13 protein-coding genes are annotated in these 11,648 nt (G+C 61.6%); 10 read left to right on the top strand and 3 right to left on the bottom strand.

Annotated elements, in window-relative coordinates:
* Positions 1 to 136 precede the first annotated feature (136 nt).
* A complete protein-coding gene (locus H6B31_RS11150) occupies positions 137 to 334 on the top strand; it encodes a hypothetical protein (RefSeq protein WP_204898581.1) in 198 nt (65 codons plus the stop codon).
* Positions 335 to 350: 16 nt separating this feature from the next.
* Here H6B31_RS11150 and H6B31_RS11155 read toward each other — a convergent pair whose 3' ends face one another.
* Together H6B31_RS11155 and gpr are read right to left on the bottom strand one after the other, a co-directional pair.
* Positions 351 to 1,985 (bottom strand): class I adenylate-forming enzyme family protein, encoded by a 1,635-nt coding sequence (locus H6B31_RS11155; protein ID WP_204898582.1) that lies wholly within the window; start codon positions 1,983 to 1,985, stop codon positions 351 to 353.
* A gap of 549 nt (positions 1,986 to 2,534) precedes the next feature.
* On the bottom strand, positions 2,535 to 3,425 hold the full coding sequence (gene gpr, locus H6B31_RS11160) for a GPR endopeptidase (protein WP_204898583.1): 891 nt from the start codon (positions 3,423 to 3,425) through the stop codon (positions 2,535 to 2,537).
* 265 nt (positions 3,426 to 3,690) lie between these two features.
* Between gpr and rpsT the strand changes: the two genes are divergently transcribed.
* From rpsT to rpsR, 5 genes are all read left to right on the top strand, one after another.
* A complete protein-coding gene (rpsT, locus tag H6B31_RS11165) occupies positions 3,691 to 3,954 on the top strand; it encodes a 30S ribosomal protein S20 (RefSeq protein WP_087289292.1) in 264 nt (87 codons plus the stop codon).
* 137 nt (positions 3,955 to 4,091) lie between these two features.
* Positions 4,092 to 4,964, top strand: coding sequence for a YihY/virulence factor BrkB family protein (locus H6B31_RS11170; protein ID WP_204898584.1), 873 nt, complete (start codon positions 4,092 to 4,094; stop codon positions 4,962 to 4,964).
* Between the two features lie 160 nt (positions 4,965 to 5,124).
* Positions 5,125 to 5,421 carry a 30S ribosomal protein S6 gene (gene rpsF, locus H6B31_RS11175; protein WP_204898585.1) on the top strand — a complete coding sequence of 99 codons (297 nt, stop codon included), beginning with the start codon at positions 5,125 to 5,127 and terminating at the stop codon, positions 5,419 to 5,421.
* A 15-nt stretch (positions 5,422 to 5,436) separates the two neighbouring features.
* Positions 5,437 to 5,946, top strand: a complete 510-nt coding sequence (locus H6B31_RS11180) for a single-stranded DNA-binding protein (RefSeq protein WP_087289287.1) — start codon at positions 5,437 to 5,439, stop codon at positions 5,944 to 5,946.
* A 43-nt stretch (positions 5,947 to 5,989) separates the two neighbouring features.
* Complete coding sequence (gene rpsR / locus H6B31_RS11185) at positions 5,990 to 6,229, top strand: 30S ribosomal protein S18 (RefSeq protein ID WP_430691897.1); 240 nt, start codon at positions 5,990 to 5,992, stop codon at positions 6,227 to 6,229.
* Between the two features lie 396 nt (positions 6,230 to 6,625).
* Here rpsR and H6B31_RS11190 read toward each other — a convergent pair whose 3' ends face one another.
* On the bottom strand, positions 6,626 to 7,912 hold the full coding sequence (locus tag H6B31_RS11190; protein WP_204898586.1) for a glycosyltransferase family 2 protein: 1,287 nt from the start codon (positions 7,910 to 7,912) through the stop codon (positions 6,626 to 6,628).
* A 400-nt stretch (positions 7,913 to 8,312) separates the two neighbouring features.
* Here H6B31_RS11190 and H6B31_RS11195 point away from each other — a divergent pair, with 400 nt between their 5' ends.
* The 4 genes from H6B31_RS11195 (at position 8,313) to H6B31_RS11210 (ending at position 11,539) form a co-directional block, all read left to right on the top strand.
* A complete protein-coding gene (locus tag H6B31_RS11195) occupies positions 8,313 to 8,774 on the top strand; it encodes an RNA polymerase sigma factor (protein WP_204898587.1) in 462 nt (153 codons plus the stop codon).
* A 32-nt stretch (positions 8,775 to 8,806) separates the two neighbouring features.
* Complete coding sequence (locus H6B31_RS11200; RefSeq protein ID WP_204898588.1) at positions 8,807 to 10,246, top strand: hypothetical protein; 1,440 nt, start codon at positions 8,807 to 8,809, stop codon at positions 10,244 to 10,246.
* Between the two features lie 151 nt (positions 10,247 to 10,397).
* Positions 10,398 to 10,982, top strand: a complete 585-nt coding sequence (locus H6B31_RS11205) for a 3'-5' exoribonuclease YhaM family protein (protein WP_204898589.1) — start codon at positions 10,398 to 10,400, stop codon at positions 10,980 to 10,982.
* Positions 10,983 to 11,128: 146 nt separating this feature from the next.
* On the top strand, positions 11,129 to 11,539 hold the full coding sequence (locus tag H6B31_RS11210; protein WP_087291965.1) for a hypothetical protein: 411 nt from the start codon (positions 11,129 to 11,131) through the stop codon (positions 11,537 to 11,539).
* The last annotated feature ends 109 nt before the right edge of the window (positions 11,540 to 11,648 follow it).

An 11,648-nucleotide genomic window follows, 5' to 3' on the forward strand; every position in this document is an offset into this window, starting at 1 on the left:
CTAATTTCCATCATAGAGATATCTACCTTCTTCCCATATCCTTGCGAAATTGTTTTAGATCCGATACACAAAATTGCATAGGAATTGGCTCGAGCTTACGTCGACTTTACCACAAATTTCACAGGAGGGGAAGGGCTTGCGTGTTAAGATTTTCGCTAAAACCGTTAAGAAGTCGTTAAGATTACAATTTCCTTCAAAAAGCTACAGGAAGTTACGAGAAAATCACGGAGAAATTCCGGCGATTTTGTGGAAACCTGCCGGACGCCGCGGCGAAAAAAGCGGCCGGAAAACCAAATTTTTGTTGGTTTTCCGGCCGGGTGTTAAGAAAGTATGAAGAAATTGTGTCCGCCTCAGCCCCGGTTCTGGGCCTCCACCAGACGCACGCCGCAGTACTTCTCCCGCAGCTTGGGCTTCTCGATTTTTCCGGTGGGGTTCCGGGGGACGGGGGCGAAGATGATCCGCCGGGGCCGCTTGTACCGGGGCAGATCGGTGCAGTACTGGTTGATCTCGCTCTCGGTGCAGGTCATGCCCTCCTTCACCTGGATGACGGCGGCGGCGATCTCCCCCAGCCGGTGGTCGGGCAGGCCGATGACGGCCACGTCGTGGACCTTGGGGTAGGCGGACAGGAACTCCTCGATCTGCACCGGGTACAGGTTCTCGCCGCCGGAGATGATCACGTCCTTCTTCCGGTCAACCAGGAAGTAGAAGCCGTCCTCGTCCTGCTTGGCCATGTCCCCGGTGTGGAGCCAGCCGTCCTTGAGCACCTCGGCGGTGGCCTCCGGGTCGTGGTAGTAGCAGGTCATCACGCCGGGGCCCTGGACGCACAGCTCGCCCACCTCCCCGAACTCCACGGGGACGTCGTTCTCGTCCACGATTTTCACCTTCCAGCCGTAGCCGGGCACGCCGATGGCCCCCACCTTGTGGATGTGGTCCATCCCCAGATGGACGCACCCCGGTCCGGTGGACTCGGAGAGGCCGTAATTGGTGTCGTACTTGTGGTGGGGGAAGTACTTCATCCAGTGTCGGATGAGGGAGGGGGGCACCGGCTGGGCGCCGATGTGCATGAGCCGCCACTGGGACAGCTGGTAGTTCTCGATCTTCAGGTCCCCCCGGTCCAGAGCGGCCAGGATGTCTTGACACCAGGGCACCAGCAGCCACACGATGGTGCACTTCTCCCCGGACACCGCGTCAAAGATGGCCTGGGGGGAGTTGCCCTTCAGCAGCACCGCCCGGCTTCCGGTGAACAGCGAGCCGAACCAGTGCATCTTGGCCCCCGTGTGATACAGGGGCGGGATGCACAGGAACACGTCCTCGTGCTTGGTCTCGTGGTGGATGGCCTCCATCCGGGCAGACTGGAGCAGGCACTGGTGCCGCAGCAGGATGGCCTTGGGGAAGCCGGTGGTGCCGGAGGAGTAGTAGATGGCCGCGTCGTCCTCGTCGTCCACCAGCACCTTGGGGGCGGCGGAGGAGCAGTTGGCGGTGGCCCGGTGGTAGTCCTCGGCGAAGGAGGGGCAGGTGTCCCCCACGAAGAACAGCAGCATCTGGCTGGAGATCTTGGGGACGATGTCCTCCACCCGGCCGATGAACTCCGGGCCGAAGAACAGCACGTCCACGTCCGCCTTTTTCAGGCAGTAGTCGATCTCCTGGGCGGTATATCGGAAGTTCAGGGGGACGGCCACCGCCCCCGCCTTCAAAATTCCAAAGTAGATGGGCAGCCACTCCAGGCAGTTCATCAGCAGAATGGCCACCTTCTGGCCCTTCTGAATCCCCCGGCCCAGCAGCAGGTTGGCCACCCGGTTGGCCTTCTCGTCAAAGACGGACCAGGTGATCTCCCGGCGGTAGGGGGCGGTGGAGGTGGGCTGAATGAGGGCGTACTCCTTCCAGGTGACCCGCTGGGTCTCCTGCACCTCGGGGTTGATCTCCACCAGGGCGATCTCATCCCCGTAGAGCTTGCTGTTGCGCTCCAGCAAATCGGTGATAGGCATCTTATGTCGGTCCTTTCCCAAGGGGGGCTGGCCCCCCGTTACTGATACTTCAATGGTTTCAACCTTTAAATCGTTGAAGTATCATAACCCATTTTTCGCCCTTTGTCAAGAGGTTCCTGCCCCTCCGGCACAAAAACAGGGCGGACCGCCCGGTTCAGCTCAGAAGCATGTCCAGGTCCGCTACATCCAGCCCTGGCTGGAGGGCCAGGCTGATGCCGTAGCCGATGCTCCCAACGCCCTAACAAAGTGCGCTGGGCAGCCTGTCAAAAAACGGTTGGCCAACAGGTTCGGAAGGAAAGATAGTGTGAAAGAAAACCGTCAGGGTTGTCTTTCACGTGCAATCAAACCACTTTTCAGAACGTTTTAACGTTCTGAAAAGTGCGGTCAGCTTGTCGAAAAAGTCTTTTTCGACAAGCTGGGCGTTGGGGACCCGTTGGGATTGAAATGCTCGGCGGAAGTAAATTCCGCCTCCGCCAAGGTTTGCCTGCGGCAAACGCTTGACGCGCTTCGCGCGTGGGGGCTGCGCCCCCGCAAAGTCATCGGCTCGGTTCAGCTCAGAAGCATGTCCAGGTCCGCTACATCCAGCCCCGGCTGGAGGGCCAAACTGATTCCATAGCCGATGACTTTGGCCAGATCGTCCACCTGGCTGTCGATGTCCTTGGGGGTGACCAGCAGATCCCGCCCCTCTCCCAGAGGGGGCAGCTCCTCCTGCCCCAGCAGGTCGGCGGCCAGGGTGGACGCGTCCACCACCGTGGGCACCCCCACCGCCAGCACCGGCACCCCCAGGGAGGCCCGGTCCAGGGCCCACCGGTGATTGCCCACCCCGGAGCCGGGGGCGATCCCCGTGTCGGACAGCTGCACCGTCCGGCACAGCCGCTTCAGAGACCGGGAGGCCAGGGCGTCCACCGCCACCACGCAGGCGGGTTTCAGCCTCCGGCACACCGCCTGGACCAGCTCCCCGCTCTCCATCCCCGTGGTGCCCAGCACCCCGGCAGACAGAGAGGCCACCGGCCGGAAGGCCCCGAAGTGCTCTGGAATCTGCTCCACCAGGTGGCGGGTCACCAGGGTGTGCTCGTGGACCTTGGGGCCGATGGCGTCGGGGGTGATGGCCCGGTTGCCCAGCCCCACCACCAACACCAGCCCCCGGTCGGGCACGCCGTCCATGAGCTGGGCCAGCTCTCCCCCCACCGCCCGGGCCGCCCGGGGAAAGGCGCCCTCCTCCCGGCGGGCCAGGCCGTCCATGGTGAGGGTCACATACCGCCCCGCCGGCTTGCCCAGGGCCTTCTCCCCCCGCTCGTCCAAAATCTCCACCGTCTCCGTCAAAAAACCCTCCCGGGTCTCCGTGAAGGCCGCCACCCCCTCCAGCCTGGCGGTCTGCCGGGCGCTCTCCTCCCACAGCTCCTTGGCCTCCAGGGCCAGGTCTGTTCTCCGCTGGCGCATATGGGTCCCCTCCTTATATAAATTTGTGTGCCCCTCCCCCGCCGGGTCCCGCCCGGACCCCGGCCGCTCCCCGGGGGCGGGCGTCTGCTCCCCTTAGTCTGTCCGCCACCCAGCGGATTTTTGCACAGGAGGACAGGAAAAACCTTTTTCTAATTTTCTGAAAAAAACAGTTGCTTTTTCCAGACCTCAATGTTATAATACATATCCGCACAGAGTTTCGATACTCAAATCATACTTTATTTTAAAATCGGAGGAGGTGTTTGGTTTGCCGAATATCAAGTCTGCCAAGAAGCGTGTCCTGGTATCCCAGACCAAGGCCATGCAGAACAAGGCCGCGAAGTCCGCGCTGAAGACCGAGATCAAGAAGTTTGAGGCCGCGGTGGCGGAAGGCAACCGCAGCGAGGCCGATGTCGCTTACAAGGTGGCGGTCAAGGCGGTGGACAAGGCTGCCGCGAAGGGCCTGCTGCACAAGAACAATGCCGCCCACAAGAAGAGCAGCATGACCATCAAGCTGAGCAAGCTGGCCTGAGTTTCTGTTTGTAGGCAAGGTACAAGCCGTCTGCGTTGCAGGCGGCTTTTTGCTTTTCCCGAAAAACCGCCCGAATTTTCGCCCGTTCCCTGCTATCCTTGATCCTGGTCCCACCATCCGGAGAGGAGGTCCCCGCCATGCGCGGAGCGTTTTTCCAGCTGCCCCCGGTGCTCTTTGTCCGGGATATGGTCCAGACCTACGGCCGTCTGGGGGTGTCCCGGGCCGCCGCCTCCCTGGCCTATTTTTTGATTTTGACCCTCTTTCCCCTGCTTGTGTGCGTCAACTTCTTCATCGGCCTGCTGGAGCTGGACCCGGAGGCGGTGTTCTCCGCCCTGGACCCTCTGCTGCCCCGGGAGAGCCTGTCCATCATCCTGGAGTATCTCACCTATGTCTCCGGCATCCCCCAGAGCCAATCCACCCCTCTGCTCCTGGCCAGCCTGTTCACCATCCTGCTCTCCGCCTCGGCGGGGCTGCGCACCCTGCTGAAAACCATGGACGAGCTCTATCAGGTCCGCCACGTCAGCAGCCTGCGCCGGGTGGCGGTCAGCGTGATCCTCTCCCTGCTCTTTCTGCTGACCATCTATCTGTCCATTGTGGTCATCTTCACCGGGGATTGGTTTTTCCAGGTGCTGGAGGAGCGCCTGCCCCCTCCCCTGGCCGAGCTGATCCCCCTGCGGCTGCTGTCCCAGCTGTGGGGCTGGCTGCGCTACCTGCTGCTGTTCTTCTGCGTGCTGCTGCTGGTGCTGGCGGTGTACCGCATGGGCACGCCGCCCCCCCTCCGCCGGGAGAAAAAGGTCCTGCGCCTCACCGCCCTCCTCTCCGCCGGGGCCCTGGTGGCCTGCTCGGTGCTGTTCTCCTGGTTCATCGGCATGTCCTCCCGGTACTCCCTGGTGTACGGCTCCCTGGCCTCCCTGATCATCCTGCTGGTGTGGCTGTACTTCTGCGGAAACATCCTCCTGGCGGGGGCGGTGGCCGGGCGGGTGTGGTTCCGGCGGCGGGATGGGAGCTGATTTGCCTCCAGAGCCGCATTTTTTGGAAAAACAAGAAAATTCCCTTGACATTTTCCCAAAATCTTATATAATAGTTAAGCCTGTTTCCAGATACAAACGGGCACATCCCTTGCTCCCGGCTGTTCCGGGGGCCATAAGACCATAAGGAGGTGCAATGACAATGGCAAAGATCAATGCAAACTACGAGGCGCTGTATATCCTGGACCCCTCTCTGAGCGAGGAGCAGATTGCCGCCCTGGTGGCCCGGTTCCAGTCCGTGGTGGAAGCCAACGGCACTGTCTCCGAGGTGAACGAGTGGGGCAAGCGCCGTCTGGCCTACCCCATCAACGACCTGATGGAGGGCTACTACGTGCTGATGACCTTCAACGCCGCCGCGGCCATCCCCGCTGAGCTGGACCGTATCTTCCGGATCACCGACGGCGTGATGCGTTCCCTGATCGTCTGCAAGGACCAGTAAGGAGAGGGCACAGCTATGCTCAACAAGATTTTCCTGATGGGCCGTCTGGCCCGTGACCCGGAGCTCCGCCGGACCCAGACCGGGACCCCTGTGGCCTCGTTCCGTCTGGCTGTGGACCGGGACTTTAAGGATCGCAACACCGGCGAGCGGGCCACCGACTGGATCGATGTGGTGGCCTGGCGCCAGACCGCCGAGTTTGTCAGCCGCTATTTCACCAAGGGCCGCATGGCCGTGGTGGAGGGCCGGCTGCAAATCCGCGACTGGACCGACAAAGACGGCAACAAGCGCACCACCGCCGAGGTGGTGGCCGACCAGGTCTACTTTGGCGACTCCAAGCGGGACGGCGACGGCGGAGGATATGGCAATTCCGGCTATTCCTCCGGCGGCTACTCGGGCGGAGGATATGCTTCCTCCGGCGGTTATTCCGCCCCGGCCGCGCCCGCGGCACCCTCCGGCTTTGGCGCCCCTGCGGGCGGCGACCAGTTTGCCGAGCTCTCTGACGACGACGGCGAGCTGCCGTTTTAACTTTGACCGTATCTGGTCGTAAAAGGAGGTTTCTCTCATGGCTATGGAACGTGATAACCGCGCCCCCCGCGGCCGCAAGCGCCGCAAGGTCTGCGCCTTCTGCGTGGACAAGGTGGAGTGCATCGACTACAAGGACGCCGCCAAGCTGCGCCGCTACACCTCTGAGCGGGGCAAGATCCTGCCCCGGCGCACCACCGGCACCTGCGCCATGCATCAGCGTCAGCTGACCGAGGCCATCAAGCGCGCCCGCCAGGTCGCCCTGCTGCCCTACGTCACCGACTGATCTGCGCCGCAGATTCATCCCTGATTTCAAACGGGAGTCCGCTTTGCGGACTCCCGTTTTTTACCGGCTGCGCACCACCACTTTTCCCGGCATGCCAAAAGCCCGCACGGAAGTTCCGTGCGGGCTTTCTCATGTCGAAAAACTTGTGCAGAATCAAATCCGCCTGAGACAGGGCGGGGGAGCTCGAGGGGGCAGCCGCCCGCCTCGAATGGGATCAAATGCCCCGGAAGCCTTGCCGTGCAAGGATTCCGGCGAGCGAAGCAAGGACTTTTGCGCCGAACAGCGGCGCAAAAGTAATGGCATTTTTGCAGGCTGTCGGAAAAGTCCTTTGGACTTTTTCGACAGCCTGGAGCCCGCACGGAAGTTCCGTGCGGGCTTGCTTTTTTAACCGGCGCCTCAGGCGGCCTTGCCCAGAGTCTTCTGGCTGCCGGTGTGGTAGATGGGCTTCCACTCCACCTTCCGGACCAGAGCGGCCAGGGAGATGGGGATGTAGGTAAACATGAACAGAGGGAAGGTAAAGACGTACAGGATCTTCTTGTAATTGGGGATCTGGATCTGCTTCCACTCACACAGGACGGTGAGCAGGCCGTACAGGAGCAGGCCGAAGTAAAAGCTGCTCACTGTGGACACCATGAAGCTGCCGGACACGTCCAGGATGGCGCGGATGATGTACATGGGCTGACCCAGGCAGGCGAGGCACACCACCAGGTTGAAGGCGATGGTGACCAGGGTGAGCAGCATGCCGGGGGCCACGGTCATAAACATGTCGTAGCAGGACCAGCTCTTCCGGCTGGGCTTGCGGCAGAAGCCCTTGACCAGCTGCATGCCGTACTTGGCGTCCACCTGATAGAACCCCTTGGACCAACGCAGCCGCTGGTCCCAGGACTGCTGGAAGGCGGTGGGCTGCTCGTCATAGATGACCGCCTTGTCGCAGTAGCCGATGCGGCGGCCCTTCAGGGCGCAGCCCACGGAGAACTCGATGTCCTCGGTGAGCAGATGGTAGGGCCAGCCCTTGTTCTCCCGGATCACGTCGGCGGAGATCAGGAAGCCGGTGCCCGACACGTGGCAGTTGGTGCCCAGAAGCATCCGGGGGAAGTTGAGGAAGCGGGCCTCCCGCAAAAACCAGATGGCGTAGCCGGCGGAGATCCAGTTGGCCCCGAAGTTCCGGGAGTTGCGGTAGCAGGTGATGGCCCCATAGCCGCCCTGGTCATAGACCTTGTTCATCTCCAGCACGAAGTTGGGGTCCACCAGATTGTCCGCATCAAAGATAAAATAGGCGTCGTACTGATCCCGGCCCTCCCGGGCCAGGGTCCGGAACAGGAAGTTCAGGGCGTAGCCCTTGCCCTTCTTGCTCTGATTGAACCGCTCATAGACGATGGCCCCCGCCCGCCGGGACACCTGGGCGGTGTCGTCGGTGCAGTTGTCGGCCACCACGTATATGTCCAGCAGATGGGCGGGATAATTCTGCTGCTTTAAGCTTTGAATCAGTTCTCCAATCACCCCCGCCTCGTTCCGGGCGGAGATCACGGCGGCGTAGCGGTGGTACTGGGCCGCCTCCGCCTGCTTCCAGCGGCGGCGCTTCACCAGGCCGATCACCAAATAAACCAGCTGATAAAAATAGGCCACGGTGAACAGAACAGCTAGGAATAGGTTGAAGGACTCAACCAATCGAATCATATTCATATCAAATCACCTTTAAGTCTGTTGTTGGAACAAAGGGCGCAGCATACTCCCGCTGCGTGAACACTATCATAGCACGCTTTTTAAATATTACAAGATTATTTCCTCACTCTTAATGAAAAGTTAAGAGAATATTCATAATTTTCCTCCGCTAAAGTAACAAAATTAACGCATTTTTGGCATTTTTGAAACCAAATTTGTATATTTTCCCAATGAGCTGAAAATCTGCCCCTTAAAATTCCGCCCCATGTATTTAATATTTTTGTAACAAGTTGAGGAAAATGTGAAGCCCCGGCAGAGGCTCCCACCTCCCCCGCCCCGGAGAAAAATTTTTGCGCTCCCGCAACATTTTCCCCTCCGAATGCGTCTGGACGGATAGAGAGAGCAGAAGGGGGAGGACGCCATGGGAGACCGCACTGACAACTGGGAGGAGCTGGTCCAGTCCCAGGAGAACCGCCTGTACCGGGCGGCCCTGGCTATTCTGGGCAGCCGTCAGGAGGCCGAGGACGCGGTGCAGGACACATTTCTGGCCTTTTGGGAGAAGGCGCCGGAGGGCCTGAGGGACGAGGGGGCCTGGCTCATGCGGGTGCTGGTCAACAACTGCCGCAGCCGTCTGCGGACGTCCAGGAGGCGGGAGACCCTGCCTCTGTGGGAGGAACTGCCCGCCCCGGAACCGGCGGAGCGCCCCCTGTGGGAGGAGCTTCGGGCACTCCCGCCTCAGGACCGGGCCGCGATCCACCTATTTTATTATGAGGGCTTCTCCACCCAGGAGATCGCCCGCATCCTGAAATGCCGCCCGGGTACGGTCCGCTCCCGCCTGTCCCGGGCCCGGGAGCGGCTGCGGGAGCTTTTGGACCCGAAATAGGCTTATATTCCATAACAGAGAGGAGTATCAGCATGGAATCCTACAAATCATATTTTGACCGGCAGACCGTCTCGCCGGAGCTGCACGAAAAACTGCTGGCCATCGGCCGGCAGCCCCGGACAGAGCGGCGGCGCAGACCGCTCTCCCCCGCCTGGAAAAAGTGGGCGGCTCTGGCCGCCTGCTGCGCTCTGGCCCTGGGACTGGGGCTGTGGCGGCTGTCCGCCCCAGGGGAGACGGGAAGCGGCGCCTGTGTTCCCCCTGCCGTCTCCTCCCCGCCGGAGGATTCCTCTTCCCACAGCGGGGAGAACCGGGAATCCGGCTTTCAGGTGGAAGGTTCTGAAACGACAGGCACGGCCTTCCTGCCCGCCATTCCCTACATCCACTATCCGGACGTAGGGGACCGCCCGGCGGCGGACACCTCCCCCAGCCGCATGATGCTGGCGGGCTCCTATTCCGTGGAGCTGACCAAGGAGGACGTGCAGAAGATCTTCTGGGGGCCGGAGGGCAAGCCGGAGGGGGCGGACGGGGACCTGCCCTGGATGCTGTTCTGGGGGAACTTCTTCCTGTCCGGCTCCGCCCTGTACGACGGAGAGGGGGAGCTGCTGTGGCTCACCCTCAAGGGGAACAGCGCCGCTCAGGCGCTCTCCTTCACCCTCACCCTGCGCCCGGGGGAGCTGCCCTTCCAGTGCGGTCTCTACTCCGATCTGGAGACCACCCACGTCAACGGCACCCCCGTCACCGGCTGGAGCCGCAGGGAGGACCTCAACGGCGACGGCGTTCCGGACGCCCGGTGCGTCAGCGAGTTCATGGCCGGGGAGGTGGGGGTACGCTTTGAGGCGGCGTGTACCGCCGGAGAGGACTCTATGGATGCCGCCGCCTGGTACAGCGCCCTGCTGGTGGGCCAGACGCTTTCCGGCGGCGTGTATCTGGGGGACCTGCTTACCAACGGGGAGGTCCCGGCCTGGCGGGAGGAGACGTTCTCCTGTCTGGAGCAGGCCCGGGAGCAGGCCGCCTTCGCCCCCTACCTGCCGGAGACGGACATCCCCGGCTACGGGGAGTTTTACGCCGCCCTGTCCTATCAGGAGGGGGTGCGAAACCGGCTCACCGTCCGCTGGTCCCGGGGGTATGACGACGTGAGCGTCACGGTCTCGCTCCCGGAGGGGACGCCCACCTATCATTTGGCGGATGTGAACCGCCCGGAGGAGTATGACCTGAGCCTGTACTCCATCCCCTGGTGCGACAGCGTGCCGGAGGAATACCGGGAGACGGTGAATTTTCCCACCTTCCGGGCGGAGGATTTGAGTCTCCAGGTGGTGGCGGCCCGGGCCAACGAAAAGGACACCGGGGGGCTGTCCTTCTCCTTCGGGGTGCTCCACGGGGACGGCACTCTGGTGGAGTACCGCTGCGACGGCCTCACCGCCCAGGCGGTGTGGCAGCTGGTGGAGGAGACACTCCCCCCGGCATCCCCCTGAGCCCGGCGGCGGCCCTCCGCCCCATCTGCGCCCCTCCCCCAGCGGGAGGGGCGCTTTTTCTTTGACGGGACGGTCTGGCGCCGCCGCCTGTTTTATGGTACAATAGCGGCGTCAAACAATTCCGGCCCTGGGCCGCCTTGGAGGGAATCCCATGTCCTGCAAAGAGGAATTTATTGAAATTTTCAAAGAGAAGATCACCCGCCCCGGGGCGGACGCCCTGCTGAACTACCTGGAGACCAAGAGCGACTTCTTTACCGCCCCCGCCTCCGCCCGGTACCACCTGGCCTGTGAGGGGGGCCTGTGCGAGCACAGCCTGAACGTGTACCACTGTCTGGTGGACTACCTCCAGCGGGAGCGGGTCCAGGAGCTGTACGGTCTGGAGTACAGCGAGGAGAGCGTGGCCGTGGTGGCCCTCCTCCACGACGTGTGCAAGGTGGGCTGCTATAAGAAGGGCTTCCGCAACGTGAAAAACGACGCCACGGGACAGTGGGAGCGGGTGCCCACCTACACCTTCGACGACCCCCTGCCCTACGGCCACGGGGAGAAGTCGGTGTACATCATCAACGGCTTCATCCGCCTCACCCGGGAGGAGGCCATGGCCATCCGCTGGCACATGGGCTTCTCCGGCACCGAGGACCCCCGCACCGTGGGCCAGGCCCTTCAGAAGTACCCCCTGGCCTTCGCCCTGGCCACCGCCGACATGGAGGCCAGCTACTTCCTGGAGGGGGACCAGTGACGGCTCCCCGCCCCGCCCAGCCATTGGAAGGCCCGCGGCAAAAAAATTCACAATGTTCCGGTTGAAAATCAGGGCGTGATATGGTAAAGTTAGTATATCAACGAGGGACCCCGGTCCCTGGTAACATCCATTAAGGAGTGATTCACATGATTCGAGTCATCATGGGTAAAAAGGGCACTGGCAAGACCAAGCAGATGATCGACATGATTAACGAGGCTGTCCAGAGCGAGCACGGGAATGTCGTCTGCATCGAAAAGGGCAGCAAGCTGACCTTTGATATCCATTATCAGATCCGGCTGGTGGACTCCAGCGAGTACGACGTGGCCAATTTCACCGCCCTGAAGGGCTTTATCTCCGGCTTGCACGCCGGCAACTACGACATCACCCACATCTTCATCGACAGCCTGACCAAGATCGTCCCCACCGACGGCTACAACGATGTGGAGGATTTCCTGAACTGGCTCAACAACTTCGGCGAGAAGAACGGCATCAAGTTCACCATCACCATCAGCGACGAGCCCGACCTGGCCCCCGAGGGCATCAAGCAGTATTTCTGATTTCCGTAAAAAGAAAGCGTCCGCCTCTCCATTGAACTGAACCCGTAAAAGCGGACAATAGACAAAACGCCCCCTGATGTAGGAAAATGGAAGTACTACATCAGGGGGT

This window comes from Pseudoflavonifractor capillosus, assembly GCF_016899775.1.
Lineage (GTDB): Bacteria > Bacillota > Clostridia > Oscillospirales > Oscillospiraceae > Lawsonibacter.